The organism is Alicyclobacillus acidocaldarius subsp. acidocaldarius Tc-4-1 (genome assembly GCF_000219875.1).
Taxonomy (GTDB): Bacteria; Bacillota; Bacilli; order Alicyclobacillales; family Alicyclobacillaceae; genus Alicyclobacillus; species Alicyclobacillus acidocaldarius_A.
In genome coordinates this window covers 274,922-292,991 of record NC_017167.1, presented here as the reverse complement: position 1 = coordinate 292,991, position 18,070 = coordinate 274,922, and the positions used below count along the sequence as shown (strand labels likewise).

At 62.8% G+C, this 18,070-nt stretch carries 18 protein-coding genes and 1 pseudogene; 3 read left to right on the top strand and 16 right to left on the bottom strand.

All coding sequences use genetic code 11. The features are described from left to right. Positions 1–63 precede the first annotated feature (63 nt). Positions 64–270 carry a hypothetical protein gene (locus TC41_RS01385; RefSeq protein WP_014463191.1) on the bottom strand — a complete coding sequence of 69 codons (207 nt, stop codon included), beginning with the start codon at positions 268–270 and terminating at the stop codon, positions 64–66. A 72-nt stretch (positions 271–342) separates the two neighbouring features. Continuing rightward, a complete protein-coding gene (locus TC41_RS01380) occupies positions 343–1,020 on the bottom strand; it encodes an ArsR/SmtB family transcription factor (RefSeq protein WP_237699996.1) in 678 nt (225 codons plus the stop codon). A 226-nt stretch (positions 1,021–1,246) separates the two neighbouring features. Here TC41_RS01380 and TC41_RS01375 point away from each other — a divergent pair, with 226 nt between their 5' ends. Then, positions 1,247–1,600: a DUF5684 domain-containing protein gene (locus TC41_RS01375; protein WP_148260091.1), complete on the top strand. Its 354-nt coding sequence runs from the start codon at positions 1,247–1,249 to the stop codon at positions 1,598–1,600. Positions 1,601–1,865: 265 nt separating this feature from the next. Here TC41_RS01375 and TC41_RS01370 read toward each other — a convergent pair whose 3' ends face one another. Continuing rightward, positions 1,866–3,488: a putative bifunctional diguanylate cyclase/phosphodiesterase gene (locus TC41_RS01370; RefSeq protein ID WP_148260090.1), complete on the bottom strand. Its 1,623-nt coding sequence runs from the start codon at positions 3,486–3,488 to the stop codon at positions 1,866–1,868. A gap of 148 nt (positions 3,489–3,636) precedes the next feature. Further along, entirely contained in the window at positions 3,637–4,230 is a 594-nt protein-coding gene (locus TC41_RS01365) for a biotin transporter BioY (protein ID WP_014463186.1), read from the bottom strand. A 107-nt stretch (positions 4,231–4,337) separates the two neighbouring features. Between TC41_RS01365 and TC41_RS01360 the strand changes: the two genes are divergently transcribed. Together TC41_RS01360 and TC41_RS01355 are read left to right on the top strand one after the other, a co-directional pair. Then, a complete protein-coding gene (locus TC41_RS01360; RefSeq protein ID WP_014463185.1) occupies positions 4,338–5,285 on the top strand; it encodes an ABC transporter ATP-binding protein in 948 nt (315 codons plus the stop codon). Then, positions 5,215–6,891 (top strand): ATP-binding cassette domain-containing protein, encoded by a 1,677-nt coding sequence (locus TC41_RS01355; protein ID WP_081462222.1) that lies wholly within the window; start codon positions 5,215–5,217, stop codon positions 6,889–6,891. Before TC41_RS01360 ends, TC41_RS01355 begins: the two co-directional genes overlap by 71 nt. 60 nt (positions 6,892–6,951) lie before the next feature. On the opposite strand, the gene TC41_RS01350 is transcribed toward TC41_RS01355, so the two are convergent. The 12 genes and pseudogenes from TC41_RS01350 to TC41_RS01295 all read right to left on the bottom strand — a co-directional run bounded on the left by TC41_RS01350 (position 6,952) and on the right by TC41_RS01295 (position 18,068). After that, complete coding sequence (locus TC41_RS01350; RefSeq protein ID WP_237700070.1) at positions 6,952–8,586, bottom strand: hypothetical protein; 1,635 nt, start codon at positions 8,584–8,586, stop codon at positions 6,952–6,954. Between the two features lie 2 nt (positions 8,587–8,588). Further along, positions 8,589–9,143: a hypothetical protein gene (locus TC41_RS01345; protein ID WP_014463182.1), complete on the bottom strand. Its 555-nt coding sequence runs from the start codon at positions 9,141–9,143 to the stop codon at positions 8,589–8,591. Between the two features lie 163 nt (positions 9,144–9,306). After that, positions 9,307–9,975, bottom strand: coding sequence for an amidase family protein (locus tag TC41_RS01340; RefSeq protein ID WP_237699995.1), 669 nt, complete (start codon positions 9,973–9,975; stop codon positions 9,307–9,309). After that, positions 9,938–11,089, bottom strand: coding sequence for an RNA-guided endonuclease InsQ/TnpB family protein (locus tag TC41_RS01335; RefSeq protein ID WP_014463180.1), 1,152 nt, complete (start codon positions 11,087–11,089; stop codon positions 9,938–9,940). Before TC41_RS01335 ends, TC41_RS01340 begins: the two co-directional genes overlap by 38 nt. Beyond that, positions 11,061–11,648: pseudogene (locus TC41_RS01330) on the bottom strand (IS607 family transposase). Before TC41_RS01330 ends, TC41_RS01335 begins: the two are co-directional and overlap by 29 nt. Further along, a complete protein-coding gene (locus TC41_RS01325; RefSeq protein WP_308727033.1) occupies positions 11,635–12,648 on the bottom strand; it encodes an amidase in 1,014 nt (337 codons plus the stop codon). The pseudogene TC41_RS01330 and the gene TC41_RS01325 overlap by 14 nt, the downstream one beginning before the upstream one ends. A gap of 111 nt (positions 12,649–12,759) precedes the next feature. Then, on the bottom strand, positions 12,760–13,593 hold the full coding sequence (locus TC41_RS01320; protein WP_014463178.1) for an anti-sigma factor: 834 nt from the start codon (positions 13,591–13,593) through the stop codon (positions 12,760–12,762). Further along, on the bottom strand, positions 13,586–14,161 hold the full coding sequence (locus TC41_RS01315) for an RNA polymerase sigma factor (protein WP_041694863.1): 576 nt from the start codon (positions 14,159–14,161) through the stop codon (positions 13,586–13,588). The genes TC41_RS01320 and TC41_RS01315 overlap by 8 nt, the downstream gene beginning before the upstream one ends. Positions 14,162–14,474: 313 nt before the next feature. Next, positions 14,475–16,181 (bottom strand): phosphoenolpyruvate--protein phosphotransferase, encoded by a 1,707-nt coding sequence (gene ptsP / locus TC41_RS01310; protein ID WP_041694862.1) that lies wholly within the window; start codon positions 16,179–16,181, stop codon positions 14,475–14,477. Positions 16,182–16,191: 10 nt separating this feature from the next. Further along, positions 16,192–16,461 (bottom strand): HPr family phosphocarrier protein, encoded by a 270-nt coding sequence (locus tag TC41_RS01305; protein ID WP_041694861.1) that lies wholly within the window; start codon positions 16,459–16,461, stop codon positions 16,192–16,194. 30 nt (positions 16,462–16,491) lie between these two features. Beyond that, positions 16,492–17,643 carry a mannitol-1-phosphate 5-dehydrogenase gene (locus TC41_RS01300; RefSeq protein ID WP_014463174.1) on the bottom strand — a complete coding sequence of 384 codons (1,152 nt, stop codon included), beginning with the start codon at positions 17,641–17,643 and terminating at the stop codon, positions 16,492–16,494. Next, positions 17,640–18,068 carry a PTS sugar transporter subunit IIA gene (locus TC41_RS01295; RefSeq protein ID WP_081462304.1) on the bottom strand — a complete coding sequence of 143 codons (429 nt, stop codon included), beginning with the start codon at positions 18,066–18,068 and terminating at the stop codon, positions 17,640–17,642. Before TC41_RS01295 ends, TC41_RS01300 begins: the two co-directional genes overlap by 4 nt. Between the last annotated feature and the right edge of the window lie 2 nt (positions 18,069–18,070).

Genomic DNA, 18,070 nt, shown 5'->3' with positions numbered 1-18,070 from the left:
CCTGCTTCAGGCAAGTGCGGAATGGGGGCGTGTTCGATACACGCTCCCGCTTGCGACAACAAACTACGGTGCTTCACTGAGCCGTAGATCCGTGCCCAGAAGTGAGATGTGCTCAGGCGTGTGACCGGGTGTGTGAAGGTGCTGAGCCTCACGGATGTACCACTCGACATCGCCCACGCGATCGAGGACAATCCCCTCGCTCTTGCTACCGCAGCCGAACAGATACGAGATGGAAATCGGATCCTCATGGAGATAGTGCCGAAAAATCATGCTGATCTCCTCCCACCTGGCTTCTGCCAAAGTGTCGCAGACCTCACGGATTGCATGCCTGACAACATTCGTTCAGTTCGCATGAGCGAGACGATTCCACTCGCGAACCCCGTCATCGAGCCGAACCACGTCGAAACCGTGGCGCCGAAGAAGGTGTACGGCCTCTGGCGCGTACAAACAGTAGTGACCGCGGCAATACACCACGATTCGCTTGTCGCGAGGCAGTTCGGAAATCTTCGATTCCAGTTCATCGATGGGGATCGAGAACGCTCCGGGAATATGGTCGTATTCGTATTCATCCCTGGGACGCACGTCGACCACCACCACATCGGGACCCCCGATAAGCGACGTCAATTCGCTCATGTCCATGACATCCTGCGCCTCAAGCGCAGCCGTCCACTCGTCGCGTAGCCGGACAATATCGGAATAGAGCCACTCCCCAACCCGCTGAAATTGCAAGATGAGATCTTCAACTTTCGAATCGGATAACTGGTAGATCGACAGATTGCCCCTCTTCTCAAACTTCACCAGCCGACATTCGAGCAGCGTCTGCAGATGCTGCGAGACGTTGGCCACACTTTGCAGTGTTTCGCGAGCCAATCTCTCCACAGACTTCGGCCCGTTGGACAACAAGTCCAACAGTTCAACCCGCAACGGACTGGACAAGGCTTTTCCCAGGCGAGCCAATTCAGCGTACACAGCGGTTTTGAAAGGACGGGAATTGATCATCATCCCACCACCATTATTCAATTGATCAATTGAATACTAGACTGATTTTATCACTTCAGTCAAGCAAGTCGATCTCACTCCCCCTGTGTTTATCATGCGGCCGCACCGGGTCGCTTTGGTGTGACCTTCAGTGTCATTCCATCAAAGATGCAGCCCCCTAGGCATGCGGATGGAAATTTCATAAGATGGGAGTGCGAGCATAAGTTTACTTTTGAGGCCGTTGCAGCCGATGGAAGGGGGTGATTGAGTGCTGGTCCTTATGTACCTCATTTACATCGCACTTTATATTCTCACATCCATAGCCTTTTACCGACTCGCAAAAAAAGCTGGACTCGCGAGCATTGCCTGGTTCGCCTGGGTGCCTGTCCTGAACCTCGTCCTGCAACTCAAGATGATTCAGAAGAGCGCATGGTGGCTGCTGATTTTGCTCTTGCCCATCGTCAACGTGATCTTCTTCATCATCTGGCAGGTGAAGTTGTGCCGCGCGTTTGGGCACAGCGGCGCGAACGTGTGGTGGATACTGGTCCCTTTCGTGTACAACATCATTTGGATTGTGTGGGGCTTTGAAAACGAGACTCAGTACGTGGGGTTCTGGGCATGACGGCCCGACAGGCTCGCCTGAGCCCGGCGGGCCTTTTCCATCAACTGCACCCCTGATGGATGGCATCCTGTCCCTTTGGCCAAACAGATCGGCCGCATGGTAAGCACCATGAAGAGCGAGGCAACGACGCCGTATAAAAACACAATGCTCGGGAAAATTTCTTCACGACCAGAAGGGCCACATATCGCTTCAACGCGCTTGGGTATGCCAAATCCGCCAACGCCCGATACCCCCGTCTCATCGGCGCACCTTTCGCCCATCTCCACTAAAGCGGATCTGTATGGCCCGCCGCCATCTCCTGCAGGGCCGACGCGGTCACAGGCCGACCGTAGCGAAAGCCCTGCAGCCTGTTCACGCCTATCGCCCGCAGGAGTGCCTCCTGCTCCGCGGTCTCCACGCCTTCTGCAGTGACCTCGAGCCCCAGTTCACTCGCAAGCGCCATCACGGCGCGAATCAGCCGCTCATAGTACTCATTTGTGTACAGGCGCGCCACGTAACTCCGGTCAATTTTGATCCGGGTCACCTGAAACCGCCGCAGATACGCGAGCGACGCGTACCCCGTGCCAAAGTCGTCGAGCGCGATGCGAAAGCCTCGTTGACACAGCGACCGGACCAAATCCTCCGCCGCGTGCTCCATCAGCGACTGCTCCGTCAGCTCGATCTCGACGTCTTCCGGCTTCACGCCGTGCTCGGCGACCGCGCGCGAGAGGTCGTCGACGAGATCGCCGTACAATTGGCAGTCCTGCGCGGAGATGTTCAAGGAGATGGTGAGCGACAGCCCGCTCTCCCGCCACGCCGCGAGACTGGTGATGGCCTCCTCCATCACGCGCCTGGTGATGGCCGGCATCAGCCTCGCTTCCTCCGCAACCGGGAGAAACTCGCCTGGCGACAATTCGCCGAACTCCTTGTGCCGCCAGCGCACGAGCGCCTCCGCGGACACCAACTCGCCCGACTTCGCGTCCACGACGGGCTGGTACACCACGTACAACTCGCCCCGTGCAATGGCGCGAGGCAATTCGTTCCGCAGGCGATCCGCCCGCGACATGGCCGCCGCAATGGACTCCCGGTAGAAGCAGACCTGGTGCCGCCCTCGCCGCTTCGCGCGCTGCACCGCGAGCTCCGCCTTGCGCAGCAACACGTCCGGGGTGGTGCCGTCTTCGGGAAAGAAGGCGATCCCGACACACGCGCCGAGATCGAAACGATGCGCCCACGCATCCACTTCGCGGCACGAAGCCATGAGCCGATTCGCCACGGCGAGGACATCCAGCTCCGGACCGGCGTGCGCCATGAGAAGGGCGAACTCGTCCCCGCCCAGGCGGGCCAAACAGTCCGCGCTGCGCTTTTCGGCCTGCCACCCCCGAGCCACGGCGCGCAGCACGTCGTCGCCCGCGCGATAGCCGAACGCGGCGTTCAGCGCTTCGAAACGGTCGAGATCGATGTACAAAAGCGCGAGGCGATCCGCGTCTCGCTCCGCTGCCCGCACCGCGTATTCGAAGTAGTCCATGAAGTAGGCGCGATTGAGGACCCCGGTGAGCGCATCGTGGCTCGACTGGTGCGCGAGGCGCCTGCGCAAGTCCCGCTTTTGGCGCAGATCGAGAAACAGTTCGCGGTACGCAAAGGCGGAGAAAGCGAGGAGGAGTGCGGTGCCGATTCCTGCAATCCAAAGCGTCACATAAAGCGGACGCGAGGCCATGGCGCGGAGAATGGGCAGGCTGTCCACCCCGATGGCTCGTTCCCAATGCGCCAGCGTGTGCACCCCGCCCGCGGCATCGTACACAATGGCCGCCACCATGGCCAGCACCACCACCTGCATGCTGACCACGTACGCCAGCAGCCGATATTCGGTCGCCAACGGCTTCAACAAGAGCCACTTGAGCCACGCCCGCATCGATTTCGGCCCCCCATGCGGAGCATGCGTATCGATGTAGTTCGTGCTTCTAAATGCAAAATCCTTCTCTTCGCAAAAAGCGCGACGAAGGCCCGCCGCCTCAGACAAGGCGCGGGCCTTCTCGCCATGCATCGAGCTCACTTAGGTCTCAGGACTCCGCGGCACTCGATTCCGCCGCATACCGCTCGCCGCGGAGGATGCGCTCCGTCGGATAGACGCGACGCACTCGCGCCACAATGACGGCGGCCAGCACGCTCTTGATGAAGTCGCCGGGCAAAAACGGCCACACGCCGCCTGCCAGCGCGGAGCCCCACGGGTGCAGCGACGGCACCACGTGCCGCAGCCACAGCACGCCCGGGATGTAACAGACGAGATCGCCCAGCACGAACAAGATGGCGATGAGCTTGGCGATCTCGCCGCGCGACCCGGGCCGCACCCGCGAGATGGCGAGGCCCGCGAAGAGCGCGCAGAACGGCCAGCCCCAGATGTAGCCGGCCGTCGGGCCGAGCATGAGGCTGGGACCGGCGTGACCGCCGATGAGCGGCAGGCCGATGAGATCCAGTACAATGAGGAGCACGAAGGTCAGCGCGCTGTACCATGGCCCGAGCAAGCCGGCGCACACCTGCACCACAAGCGTCTCGAGCGTGATGGGCACGGAGCCGACCGGAATCTGAACCAGGCTCAGCACGGCGAAGATGGCGATGAAGAGCGCACAGAAGATGAGACCGCGAACTTTGGCCATGGAACTTGATCACTCCTCCGAATCCATGTGATATTGTTAACCTACGAGTGGATTATAGTTGACAATAGGAGCAAAAGACAACCTCGAATGCGAGCGGAGGGCGCCTCATGTTGAACTCACCTTCGAACGTGTCCACGCGGCCCAAAGACGCGGCCCAAATGGGACCTCCCGCGCTCACGTGGCGGCGACTGACCGTCTCGCCCCCTGGGGCTTCGAAGCCGGTTTTGCGCGACGTGTCCGGTGAAATCGCCCGCGGGCGCATCGTGGCGTTCGTGGGCCCAAATGGCGCCGGTAAGACCACGTTTTTTCGAGCCCTGGTCGGATTGGCGCGGTTTCAGGGCGAGATGTACGTGCACGGTCAGCCGTGGCGCGAAGCGAGGTGGCGCGTGCAGATGGGCTTTCAGCCGCCCGCGGCGAGCTTTGTCGGGCAGACGGTCGAGGAGGAACTCGCGGTCGCCATCGCCGCGCGCGCCGCGCACCTGGGCCATCCGGCACCGGACCGGCGCGCGCTTCGAAGCGAGATTCACGAATGGCTGCAAACCGTCGGACTCCAGGTGCAGCTGGATCGCCCGGTCGACGCGCTTTCGGGCGGCGAAATGGCGAAACTTGCGGTGGCAGGCGCACTCGCGTCCGGGGCCGACGTGCTCCTGATGGACGAGACGCAGACGGAGCTCGATCCCGACGCGCGCGTCTCCATGCGCGCCGTGTTCCGACAGCTCGGGCAGACCGGGCGAACCGTGCTCCTCGTCACGCACGACATGGACGACGTGCTCGCGGCGGACGCCGTCGTGGTAGTGAAGGACGGCGCCATGTGCGGGCCGATATCGCCCCGCGCCTTCTTTTACGGAGCGGACGGCCAAGCCCCTTGCGACGATCTCGGCTTTGCGGCGCCGTACCTCGTTCAAGCCGCGCGCCGGATCCGGGAAGCGACCGGAGCGGACTTCGCGCCGCTCACAGAAGACGAGTTTGTGGAGGGATGGCGGCGTGCTGTTGCAGGTGAAATCGGCGACTCTCGCGCGCAGAAAGGCGCCGATTCTGTCGAATATCTCGTTTGAAGCCTGTGCCGGCGAGTGGATTGTGCTCGTGGGGCACAACGGCTCGGGCAAGTCGACGCTCCTCGACGCGCTGGCTGGCGTGTCGCAGCCCGTGGCGGGCGAGATCCGATACCGCGCGCCTGCAGGAGCCACGGACGTGCGGCGAACGTACCTCCCGCAAGCGCCGGAGCGGCTGCTCATTGCCACTTCCGCCGCGGACGAGTTCGCCGCAAGCCTGCGGATGCCAAGCGCCGACGTCCGGCGCGGGTGGGGCGAATGGGTGGTGCCGCGGCTCGCCCCCTTCGGCCTCGGCCATCTGCAGCCGGACGATCTTCCGTCCCGCATGTCGACCGGCATGCAGCGCAAGTTTGTCTACGCCATGGCGCTCGCGCGGCCTGGCGAGGTGCTCCTTTGCGACGAACCGACGAGCGGGCTCGACGCGCCGTCTCGGGCCGAACTGCTCGCCGAGATCGCGCGATTTGTGCAACAAGGCGGCCTTGCCATCACGGCCCTGCACGATCTCGACGAGGCGCTGTTTTCTGCCACCCGCGTACTGGCGCTCGCCCACGGCCGCCTCGTCTTCGACGGGACGCCGCAGGCCTTCGCGGAATCCGCGGCGGCCTTGGAGCGAGACGGCGTCCCCCTTCCGCCGTCGGTGCGGCTGGCGCTGGCCATCGCGTCCGCGGGCGGGCCAAAGCCTGGCCTCTGTCGCCCGGAAGATCTCGCCGCCCGCCTCCTGGCGTCACCCGCTGTGCAGGATGGAGTGAGGTGCTCCGAAGAGGCGTTGAGCCAGGAAGCCGGGCCCGTGCCCGCGGCTGCGGGCGCCTCCAGCGACTTGGCGTCCGCCTCCATGGACATGCCGCCACCGGAGGCCAGCGCTGAGAGCCGTGTGGGCGCCTTTCACCCAGCCCTGCGCTGGCTGTCGCTGACCGCAATCACCATCGCCATTGCGCTCGTGCACCGGCCTGCAGGCGATCTCGTCGCCGTGCTGGCCACCCTTGCGCTGCTCGCCGCCCTGCGCGCGCCGCTGCGCACGAGCCTGCGCCTGACGTGGACCTGGGTGAGCTTTGCCGCCCTAGCGTGCGCCGTGAGCGGCCTGCAGCTGGGACCGCCCTTCCATGCGCTCTGGGCCTTTCATGCCGCCACGGCGAAGCACACGTTGCTTGAAGTGGTGCCGTATTGGTGCTTCTTGCAGATCGGCCAGCTGGCGCTCGCGCGATTTTCGTCGCTCCAATTTGCGGCGCTCGTCGACGGCGCCCTTTCTCGCGTCGTGCCACACCGGCAGCGGCTTTTGGCCAGTTGGTTCGGCGCGCTTGTCACCCGGTTCATCCCCGCGGTCGAAGTCATTTACCGGGAACAGTGGTACGCCTACCGGGTCCGCCTGCAAAACACCGGCCGTCTCCTTAGCACCTCGCGGGCGCTCGTGGACGTGGCGAACGTCATCGCGCCGTTTGTCATCCGCATGCTCCGATTCGGCGAAACGACGGCGGATGCCATGGAAGCGCGCCGGCTGTTTGAAGTTCCGCCTCCCTCCGCCTTGCTGCCCGAGTGGCGGGTGCGCGGCCGAGATCTAGGCGTGATGGCCATGGCGCTCGTGAGCATCGCGCTCCTCGTCTGGACGCGCTGAAGCCCGGCGAATGGCATCGCCGGGCTTCCTCTTAGGCGTCTGGAGTTGCGCTTGTGGTCCTCACATCGAGGTCATGATGTTGAGCGTCGAGCCGCCCCACGTGTACTTCAGGCCGAGATCGTTCAGGATCTTGGCGACGTCCGACATCGCCATGAACGTGGTAGGCTTGTGCGAATACGGATCCACGAGGACTGTGCCGTTCGCCATGCCGACCGCGTGGCCGTTGATGTCGAGCGTGATGTACCCACCGCTGAACTTCGAATTCCAGTTGTACGATCCGCTCGTCTGGATCATCCACTCGTGCCCGTTCCAGCTGTTGTGAATGTTCAGCTTGTCGAGCACCTGCATCACGTACCAGATGGGCACGTACTGCTCGCTCTGATTCGTGGCCGGGTTCACGCCCCAGACGCCAAGCGGCATCTTCCACGCCTGGCCGTTCACCTCGAGCGAGATGCCGGTCCAGGTCCACGTGTCACTTGCGCTCTCGAACTTCGTGGGGAATTGTGCCACGATGGCGGCGGAGAGCGCATCGCCCGTCATGAACATGTGATTGTAGGACATGGCGAACTCACTCGCGGAATCCGCATAGTCCTTGTTCACGTAATCGTTGAAGGTTGCAATCAGCTCGTCGATATGCGTCTCGAGGCCGTCCTCCACCGCCTGGACGTTGAGGTTCGGGTTCTCGCTGCCCAAGAACTCCGCAAAGTGGACTTTGTAGTCCTCCAGGGCATTGACGGCCTGCTGGCGACCACTCGCGTCATTCTTGGCCGTCGCCACCACGTAGTTCACAAAGTCATTGATGTGATCCGTCCAGAGCTGCTTATATTCCGCCCCTGCTTGCGCGCCGTACACGGAGCCATACGCGCTCGACAACTGATCCGTGTTTTGGCCGAGGACGCTGGCGAGCGCTTGAAAATCGCCCGCTCCGCTGTATCCGGCCTCCATGGCGAGGTTGGCGAGATCGGCATGCAGGGCCAGAAGCTGATCCAGGGTCACGCGCAGGTTAGCGGCCGCCGTGTCCGGAGAAGAGATTCCGAACTTCTGCGGGAACTGCTTCACGATGGCGCCGGCGAGCGCGTCACCCACCATGAACATGTGGTTGTACGCCTGCACAAGCTCCTGAGCCATGTCGCTATAGTCCTTGTTGACGTAGTCGGTAAACGCGGTCAGAAGCTCTTGGACGTGCTGGCGAAGGCCGTCCTGCACCGCCTGCTCGTTCAAGTATGGGTTCGCGGAAGCCAGGAACTTGGCAAAGTTGACCTCATACTGCTGCAGAGCGTTGAGCGCGGCTTGCTGGCCTGCCGGATCGTTCTTGACGGTGGCCACGACGTAGTTTACGAAATCCTGAATATGAGCGTTCCACATCGACTTGAATTCCTGACCTGCCTGAGGTCCATAGACGGAGGCAATGGCATTGGACAGGGCGTCGGTGTTTTGGTTCAGCAGGGAAACCCAATTTTTGTAGTCCGGCGCGTTGTCATAGCCTGCCTCCATCGCCTTGATAGCGAGCACGGCGTGTTGCGCGAGCAGGTTGTCGAGGCTCACCCTCAAATTGATGGCCGCGTTCGCCGTCACCGGCGCCGGCTTGACCGGCCACATGTTGGAGGTCGTCCCCGCCATCGCGACGCTCGACATGCTCCCCAGCGCAATCGCGCAGGCGGCGGAAGCTCCGAGCCATTTGGCCTTGTTTTGCATGTTCACTTCGACATCCCTCCATGGGTTCTGTGGAATCTTTCACTCGTGTCTACGGATGAAAGGGTAGGTTGGATCACTTCTTCATTCGATTTTTCTCGAAGAATCGCTATCATGGTTCCAATTTGAATCCAGAAGAGAACAAAATCAACGGGAATACCCTCATCGTAGGGGTCCGATGGATTGAGGAAGTAGCTGCCGCCCTGAAAGAAGAAGAAGTTCATCACCATGAAACTGGCGACGGCGAGCGTGACAACCGCGATGGCCTTCTGAACCGGCGACAGCGGGCGAAACCACGCGACGGCGCCGAGCGCGAGCAGGAGCACGCCACTCGCACACTCGCCAACCATCACGAGCCAAGCGAACAGTTGCGCGTCGGGGACGAACACGTGAGACAAGAGCGACACGTAGAAGCCATACGGCAGGCCGTGCTCCGCGGCCGCGAGTTGACCGGCCAGCCCCTGCGCGAAGTGATGAGCGAGCACCTTGTCGAGTCCAGAGATGAGCCATTCATACCCGACGAGAAGCAGTACAAACGCTTGGTACCGGTGGGAGCGCATCAGCCGCCCTCCTTTCTGTGACACTCGCCTAAGGATACGAAGGGGGTCGGCTCATGGATCACACGACCGACGAAATGGGCGGAACATAGAGAAACGCCGCCCAGACCTTGGACGGCGCTCTCGAGTTCATGTGAGGTTTTTTGGAGAGGGCAAACGTGGGTATCTACACATCCTGCGATGGAGGGCGGCGATTTTCGCAAACGGGGGGATTCTGCTTGACATCCACCCAGAGGCTCGTCTGCTCCAACAAGGCCGCGAGTTGGAGAAGCAAGTCTTCTCGACCGCGCGCAGCCACAACCTGCACGCCGAGCGGAACGCCCGTCGAGGACCTGGACAGTGGAAGCGACATCGCCGGCTGACCGGTCAAGTTGGCGAGTTGGGTGAACGGCGTTCGCATGAGACTTGTCTGCACGAGCTTATCCACGATCCCAGCCCGCTTGAGCAGCCGCGCGATGCCCCATCGATGCGACCACCGAGCGAGCTGCTCTTCGCGCCATCCAAGCGACAGCTCGCCGATGCGCGCGGGCGGCATGGCCGTCGTCGGCGTGAGATAGACGTCGTACGTTTCGTGGAACACTTCCATCTGCGCGGCCGCCTCGTCCCATGTTCGCAGACGCGCGACAAAGTCGGCAGCGGAGACGAATTGCCCTATCGCTCCGAGGAGCCAGGTGGCGGGTTCCACGTCGCCCGGCCGGGGTTTACGCCCCAAGACGCTGCGAAGAGATTGGAGCTGAGCCGTTCTGCAATTCATGGACAAATGTCCACTTCTCGCTTCCTGCTTCCACGACCCATGACTAGCAGCCCAAGGCCGCCCCGCCAGAGGGATCTCCACAGGCGTCACTTCCCGCGGAACTCGCGGTACCAATTCTCAAAAGATTTTTCGCTGCGTTGATGTCGCGGTCATGCCGCGTGCTGCACGCCGGGCACGTCCACTCCCGCACCGACAATGGCAGCTCGCTTATCACGTACCCGCACGCCGAGCACGTCTTGCTGCTCGCGTAAAACCGTGGTGCCACGATGAGTTCCGAGCCGTACCACGTACACTTGTACGTCAACATTCGTCGAAACTCGCCAAAACCCACGTCCGAAATGGCTCGCGCCAACGCTCGATTCTGCACCATGCCTCGCACATGCAGGTCTTCGATGACGATCACTCGCTTGGTTTTCGCGAGCTCCGTCGTCACTTTGTGCAAAAAGTCCTGCCGTATGTTGCGGATCTTCCGGTGCAGCCGGGCAAGCGCCAGCGCCGACTTCCGCCGATTTCGCGAGCCTGGTTTCTTTCGGCTATGCCGCTTCGATAACCGCCTTAAGCGGCGAAGGTATCGGGCGAGCGGCTTTGGCGCCTCGATTTTCGTCCCGTCGGACAACGTCAAAAACCACGAGACCCCCAGATCCACATCCACCGGCTCGCCCGAAGGTGGAACAGGGTCGGGGAATCTCCGTTCTGCCGACAAACTCACATACCAACGGTCCGCCTCCCGCTTGACCGTCGCCGACAGGATTCGGCCTTCGACATGCGGTTTCTCTTTCAGCCGAACCCGCCCGAGCCGAGGCAGTTGTATAACGTTGTCCAAGACGCGAATCGAACCCGTCAGGCGAAACGAATCGTCGCGACCTTTTTTCTTGAACCGAGGGAATCCCGCCTTGCGCCCCTCCTTCAACCTGCGAAAAAAGTGTTGAAACGCGCGATCCAAGTCCCGCAACGCTTCCTGCGGGGCGCATTTGGAGACCTCGTACATCCACGGGAAGTCGGTTTTCTTCAGGCGGTTGAGTTCCCGGTGCTGTTCGATGGCGTTCGTGCTTTGCCCCGTCTCTTCATAGAGCGCGATGCGTCTGGCAAGCCCCCAATTGTACGCAAATCGGGCCGCACCTGCGTGCTTGGCAAGCAGGCTCCGTTGCATCCGATTCGGCGCCAACTCATACCGATACGCCCGATGAATCTTCATGCTCGAGAACCTCCAAAGCGCGCTTGGCGCGATGACGAGCGGAACGTCGCCCGTACAACCGCGCGCAAAACGACGTGAGGACTTCGATCATGTCTTGCACCAAGTCGTCTTTGACCTCGTCTGACTCCACGACGAGGATTCGTCGGCCTTGAGCCGCCAAAAGCCGCCTCGACGTATTCAAACCCGAACCGCATGAGCCGATCCCGATGCTCCACCACAATCGTATGCGCATCTGGATTGGACAGTAGTTTCATGAGCTTCGGTCGATGTCCGTTGAGCCCGAGCCGATTTCCGTGACTGCCTTGACCACGACAAGCCTCTGTTCCGTTGCAAATTCCATGAGTCGTGCGATTTGGCGATCCAAATCGGCTTTTTGATCGACGCTTGACACGCGGGCATACAAGGCCACGGCATTCTCCGTGGAAGACTCGGGTTCGTGAACAAGGATGGTGCCCGAAGGAGTTTGCTCAAAAGGCACGGGCATCCGGCCTTCTTTTACCCAACGCCAGGCGGTCTTGTACGTGATTCCATTCTTTCTTGCCCAATCACTGATTTTCATAGAAATAAAATACATCAAATGTACATGATTGTCCATCATTCAGTGAGCAGTTCTTGACCCCCACCTCCCCGAAATACATCCAGATGTAGCTTTGGGCCAGCTGCCGGCCGTCGACCGGCGCCGTTCGCTCTTCCACCTCGTGGCCGAGCGATTCAAGGAGCCTCACCGCGCGTACCACCGCCTCGGCGCACGCCGGGTCGACCGCTGTGCCGAGCGGAGACTCCGTGGTAAACGCGATGCGCAGTCGCTTCGGCAACGGGCGGTGGATCACGTCAAGGTATCGGTCTGCCGATCTCGGCGCCGTGAACGCCGCCGCCTTCTCCTCCATCACGAGACAGTCCAAGGCGGCCGCACTGTCACGTACACTTCGCGTCAAGACGTGATTGACCGACGCACCGAACCAATGGCGCCCGAGCTTAGGCCCCACAGGCGTGCGCCCGCGCGTCGGCTTCAGCCCAAACAGGCCGCAATACGCCGCGGGGATGCGAATGGAGCCCCCGCCGTCGCTCGCTCCCGCCATCGGCACCATGCCCGCGGCAACCGCCGCAGCCGAACCGCCGCTTGATCCGCCCGGCGTCACCTGCAAATCCCAAGGGTTGCGCGTGGGCCCGTAGTGCCTTGGCTCCGTGACGGCCATGAGCGCAAATTCCGGCACATTGGTGATACCTAGGAAGATGGCTCCGGCGCGTTTGAGCTGCCTCACAAAATGGGAATCTTCACTGGCGATGTGCGACGCATACGCCTTGGAGCCAAACGTCATCGGCTCGCCTTGGATCTCCTGGTGCACGTCCTTCGCGAGCACCGGCACGCCAGCCAGCGGTGCGTCGAGGGGCACGGTGTCCGCCTCGGCGAGCGCCTTCTCATAGCGCTTGTGAATGACGGCGTTCAGCTTTGGGTTCAGCGCTTCAATGCGCTCGATGGCCGCCTGAACGAGCTCCCGCGGGTGGACCTGTCTCGTCCGCACCAGCTCCGCGAGGCCGAGCGCATCGTGATCCGTCAAGAGGCTCGACACCCCAATCGCCCCACTTCCTATGGACCGTTTCAGGGTGGATGCCTTCAATGTCCCCGCAACAAATTCCTGCCTCGGCACTTGCCTCACATCGGCTTGCCATCAGGTGGAGAGCTGTGCCTTGAACACCATCGTGCCTAGCGGCCGCACGTCAATCGCCTTTGGCTCCAGCGTCACCGCCACGACATTCACCGGTTCGTTCGGCATCAGCGAGGCAAACACGGCGTTCCCCTGCGCGTCCGGGACAAACACACCGGCGGACTGCGGCGGCTGACCGTTGTGAATCACCCAGACCTGGTAGACCTGCGATCCGACCGGTCGCTTCAAACCGTGAAAGCGGATGAGCATCTCTTTACCCTGAGGCGATTCAATAACCCACATCTGCGCGCTACCCATCCCTGCCGTCGGCGCGAGCTGAACCTGGGTCTTCACCTCGCCAATCGTCTGGTACGGGGCGACGCGATGCAGCGACCAACCGAGCCCTGCTGCGACAAGCACCAGCGCGGCCCAAGGCGCCATCCACCACGTCCGAATCCGGCGCCGCTCGCGGCGCGACGACCAAGCTTCAACCGTCGATTTCGAATCCGAAGCTGGCTCGAACGCAGATGAGAATTGCACGGAACGCCAGTCGTCGGTCGCGCGGTCACGCGGCGCTGCGCCCTCTTTCGAGGCCCGTGGCGATGCAGATACGCCCTTCGCGCCGCTTTCCGCGTCCATCTCCTCAAAGACGGCTGCCAGGACGCGCTGACGCAACTCGGGCGGCGGCGACACCTCGTCGAAGTCGTACAGCATGGCGTCGGCGATGGGTTTCATCTCGGCCAGTTCGGCCTGGCAGTCGGGGCATGTGGCCAGATGTTCCTCGAACGAGCGCCGTTCAGCTTCGTCGAGCCCTCCGAGGACGTAGAGCGCACACAGTTCGCACACCTTGTCAGCCACGGCCCTCCACCTCCCATCCGACGCCCTGCAATTCTTCGCGCAGCTTCTGCATCGCCAGCCGAGCGCGGCTCTTCACCGTCCCGAGCGACCAACCGAATCGTTCCGCGATTTCGTTTTGCGTATATCCCTGGAAGTACATCCACTCGACAACCTGCCGCTGCTCCTCCGGGAGCTTGGCAAGGGCCTCCCGGATGCGGGATCGCAAGTCGCTTTGCTCCGCCACGCGATCCGGCGTGGGCCCGTGATCCGGCAAGATGGGAAACACGTCTTCGCCCGACTCGTGCTGTTGGCGCCGCTCGCGGCGGTGCAGATCAATGGCGGATCGGCGCGCGATGGTCAAAAGCCAGGTGGAAACCTTGCCCAGCGCGGGATTGTAGGCATGCGCCTGGCGCCACACCTTAACAAACACGTCCTGCACAATCTCTTCGGCGTGCGAGACGTCTCCGGTCACACGGTAGGCGAAGCTGTACACGAGGCGCTCAAAGCGGTCATAGAGCGCTTCGAGCGCGTCGCGCTGGCCGCGCGCGATGGCGGCAAGCAGCATGTCGTCGGACAGCTCACCGTTCATGTCCACTCTCCTCAAACGGACGCTGGAGTTGGTTGTGCTGTCAAGTATGATAGTGGAAGCTGCCGCACGGGACAAGCTGGAGGCCATGGCTTGCCGCTCCTCAAAGACCGACGTCGCGTTTCACGGAATCATACGCAATGAAGGCCACATGGGATCAGTGGACGCGGGTGATGAGGCAGGGACGGGCGCTCAGAGGAAGGTACTTGCGAACGCGCGCCAGGCTCGAATGGGCAAGCGACGCCCTTCTGCAAAAATCCCACGGGGCGGTGCACCCCGCGGGATTTTTATGGTCGATCGCGTCGACTCCAGAGCCTCAGGCTTCCACCAGTTTCAACACATCCGCCTCGGTATCGGCCTCGAGCGCCTGGGCCGCTAAAGCCTTCGCATCCTCGTAGCGCGTGTTGCGCACGACGTCGCGCACCTTGAGGATGGAGCCGGCGCTCATGCTGAATTCGTCCAGTCCCAGGCCGAGGAGAATCGCGGTCGCGCGCGGATCCCCCGCCAGCTCGCCGCACATGCCGACCCACTTGCCCTCGGCGTGCGCCCCATCAATGACCATCTTCACCAACCGCAACACGCTCGGGTTGAGCGGCTGGTACAGGTGGGAAATCCGCTCGTTCAGCCGATCGCACGCCAGCGTGTACTGGACGAGATCGTTCGTGCCGATGGAGAAGAAGTCGACTTCCCTCGCCAGGCGATCCGCCATGACGGCCGCCGCCGGAATCTCGATCATGATGCCCACTTCGATGTCCTCGTCGAACGGCACGCCCTCTTCGCGCAGCGCCTGCTTCGCCGCCTCGAGTTCGCGCTTGGCCGCCCGCACCTCCTCCACCGTCGCGATCATCGGGAACATCACGCGCAGCTTGCCGTAGTGCGACGCGCGCAGGATGGCGCGAAGCTGCGCCGCAAACAGTTCCCTTTGATCCAGGCAGACGCGGATGGCCCGATACCCGAGGAACGGGTTGTCCTCGTGCGGCAGGCCGAGATACGGGATGCCTTTGTCACCGCCGACGTCGAGCGTGCGCACGATGACCGGGCGCCCAGCCATGGCCTCCGCGACTTCCTTGTACGCCGCAAACTGCTCTTCCTCCGTCGGCGCGGTCTCGCGGTTCATGTATAGGAATTCAGAGCGGAAGAGCCCTATCCCCTCCCCGCCCTGAGCCAACACCTGCTCCACTTCGGCCGGGGTGCCGATGTTCCCGGCGATCTCGACCCTGCGGCCGTCCGGCGTCACGGATTCGGCGTCGCGCAGCGCGGCGAGGCGCGAGCGTTCCCCCTGCTGCCGCTCCACTTGCGCCGAGAAGCGCGCCAACTCCTCCTCATTCGGCTCCACAACGACGAGTCCCTCGCTCCCGTCGACGGCGAGCACCTGCCCAGATTCCACGTGCGCCGTGATGTCTCCGAGCCCCACCACCGCTGGGATGCCGAGCGATCTCGCCATGATGGCGGTGTGCGAGGTGCGCCCGCCGATGTCCGTCACAAACGCGCGCACGAGCGCGGGATCCAGTTGGACGGTGTCGGAGGGGGCGAGATCGCGCGCCACCAGGACGACGGGCTCCGCGAGATCCGCGAGGCTCGCCCTGTCCCCGCCCTGGAGATGGCGGAGCAGGCGGCTGCCCACGTCGCGGACGTCCGCCGCGCGCTGGCGCATGTACTCATCGTCGAGCGCGTCAAACAGGCCCACCAAGGTGTCGATCACGGTTTTCACCGCCCACTCGGCGTTGACGCGCTCCGCCTCAATGGCTTGGCGAATCTGCCCCGTGAGTTCGGGATCGTCGAGCATCTGCGCGTGCGCGACAAACAGCTGCGCCTTCGCCTCGCCGAGCTTTTCCAGAGCCGTCTGGCGCAACGCCGCGAGTTCCTCTTTCGCGGCGGCGATGGCGCGCTCGACGCGCGCCCACTCGGCCTGAGGATCTGCAATCTCCGCGCGCTCGACGGACGGCTCTCTCGGGGCGACGAGCCACGCTTTCGCCACCGCTACCCCGTCCGACGCGGCCACGCCGCGATACACCGTGCCCATCTTGGTCACCTCACTCGCCGAACCCGGAGGCGACAAGATCGCACAAGGCTGTGACGGCCTGCTCTGCGTCGTCGCCCTCGGCCTCAATTTTGATGACGGTGCCTTGCCCAATGGCGAGCGACAACAGGCCGAGAATGCTCTTGGCGTTGATCCGCTTGCCCTTCGCCTCTAAGAAAATCTCCGACTGAAACTTGTTCGCCTCCGCCACAAACAGCGAAGCCGGCCGAGCATGCAGCCCGGAAGGGTTTTTGAGTTCGATTTCTCGCTGTGCCTTTGCCATCTCCATAACCTCCTGTGGATTTGCCTCTTCTTAATGGATACGGGCTTGCAGTTCTTGGTACGCGGCCATCACGGCGCGAAGCAGCGCCCCGTCGAGGCCGCACACCGCGCGCACCACCTGCTCCGCGCCTTCCGCGGAAATCCGCCGCTGCAACTCCAGCGAAGCTTCATCGTGCTCGTCCAGGTAGCACAGCGCGGACGCGATGGCCCGTTCGATGGCCGTCGTTTCGCAGCCCGCTTCGGCGGCCGCCAAGAGTGGGCCCACCAGTCGTTCGCCTGGCGCCAGCTTGCGCAGCGGGTCGCGGGCGACACGCGTGACGTGATCGACCACGTGTGGGTTCGCGAAACGGGTTCGCACCTTCGCCGCGTACGATGTGAGATTTGCAACATCGAAGGCGGGGTGCCGATGCGCCAGCCCGCGCGCCGCTTCCTCCTGGAATCGCGCGGCGTGCTGCTCGATGTCCGGTTGCGAGAGCGCCTCGCCGATGGTCGCGATGCCGAGGAGATGCGCGAGATAGGCAATGGCGGCGTGCGCCCCGTTCACGAGGTACAGCTTGCGCTCCAAATACGGAACGAGATCCGAGACCCACGAAATGCCGTGCGGCGCGCCGCGCACGGGACTCCCCTCGACCACCCACTCGTAGTACGACTCCACCACGGCGTCCAGGGCATCCTCCGCGTGTCCCTCGCGGTTTGGAGCGATGCGATCCACCGCGGCGTCTAGGAAGCGCACGCGCGCATCCAGGAATTCGCGCAACGCATCGTCCGCCAGCCGCTCGACGTGACGGCGCAGCTGGGACGTCGCCCGCACCGCGTTTTCGCACGCAATGACCACCACGTCGCCTTCTCGCCCGGCTCTCATCCGCCGGCGAAATCCTTCCACCAACACCTCGGCCACGCCTTCGAGGTGGCGAATGCCGACCGCCGTCGTGATCCAATCGCTTGTCGCCGCAAGCTCGACGCACCGCTCAGAGCCGAGCAGGCACGCGTCCACGCCTTGCACCTCGACGACGCGCTTTTCTTCGCCGAGTTCAATGACGCGGTAGCTCCGTTTCGCCGCAATCTCCTCCACGAGGCTTGGCACGACGTCCGCAAACGTCACTTGAAAGCCGGCTTCTGCGAGCAACCAGCCGATGAATCCGCGGCCGATGTTGCCCGCGCCAAAGTGCAGCGCCCGCCTCATGACGCGCGCTCCAGAATCTGCACAATCTCGTCGGCCGACGACGCCCCGACCAGCTTCGCGACGTTCGACTCGTCCATGCAGACCGTGGCGATCTGCGAAAGCAGCTCCATGTGCTCCTCGCCCTTGCCTGCAATGCCGATGACGAGCCTTGCCTTCTCCCCGCCGAAATCCACGCCATCCGGGTACTGCGCCACCACAATGCCGGATTCGCGAATGTACTTCACCGAGTCCGGCATGCCGTGTGGAATGGCGATCCCGTTGCCGATATACGTGGTGGTCGAAGCCTCGCGCTCGAGCATGCTGTCGACGTACGGCGGCTCGACATGGCCGAGCTCCACGAGCATGCGACCAACCCGGCGAATGGCCTCTTCCTTTGGCTCCGTCCCCACATTCAGCGCCACGTGGCGCGCGTCCAATTTCACCATCT

Excerpts from the sequence above, each read along its gene's own strand:
- TC41_RS01360 (WP_014463185.1), top strand. The coding sequence starts at position 4,338 with ATGTTGAACTCACCTTCGAACGTGTCCACGCGGCCCAAAGACGCGGCC.
- ptsP (WP_041694862.1), bottom strand. The coding sequence starts at position 16,181 with ATGGGCACGGTGTATCGCGGCGTGGCCGCGTCGGACGGGGTAGCGGTG.
- TC41_RS01365 (WP_014463186.1), bottom strand. The coding sequence starts at position 4,230 with ATGGCCAAAGTTCGCGGTCTCATCTTCTGTGCGCTCTTCATCGCCATC.
- TC41_RS01305 (WP_041694861.1), bottom strand. The coding sequence starts at position 16,461 with ATGGCAAAGGCACAGCGAGAAATCGAACTCAAAAACCCTTCCGGGCTG.
- TC41_RS01335 (WP_014463180.1), bottom strand. The coding sequence starts at position 11,089 with ATGAAGATTCATCGGGCGTATCGGTATGAGTTGGCGCCGAATCGGATG.
- TC41_RS01315 (WP_041694863.1), bottom strand. The coding sequence starts at position 14,161 with ATGAACGGTGAGCTGTCCGACGACATGCTGCTTGCCGCCATCGCGCGC.
- TC41_RS01370 (WP_148260090.1), bottom strand. The coding sequence starts at position 3,488 with ATGCGGGCGTGGCTCAAGTGGCTCTTGTTGAAGCCGTTGGCGACCGAA.
- TC41_RS01300 (WP_014463174.1), bottom strand. The coding sequence starts at position 17,643 with ATGAGGCGGGCGCTGCACTTTGGCGCGGGCAACATCGGCCGCGGATTC.
- TC41_RS01295 (WP_081462304.1), bottom strand. The coding sequence starts at position 18,068 with ATGGTGAAATTGGACGCGCGCCACGTGGCGCTGAATGTGGGGACGGAG.
- TC41_RS01345 (WP_014463182.1), bottom strand. The coding sequence starts at position 9,143 with ATGCGCTCCCACCGGTACCAAGCGTTTGTACTGCTTCTCGTCGGGTAT.
- TC41_RS01385 (WP_014463191.1), bottom strand. The coding sequence starts at position 270 with ATGATTTTTCGGCACTATCTCCATGAGGATCCGATTTCCATCTCGTAT.
- TC41_RS01350 (WP_237700070.1), bottom strand. The coding sequence starts at position 8,586 with ATGCAAAACAAGGCCAAATGGCTCGGAGCTTCCGCCGCCTGCGCGATT.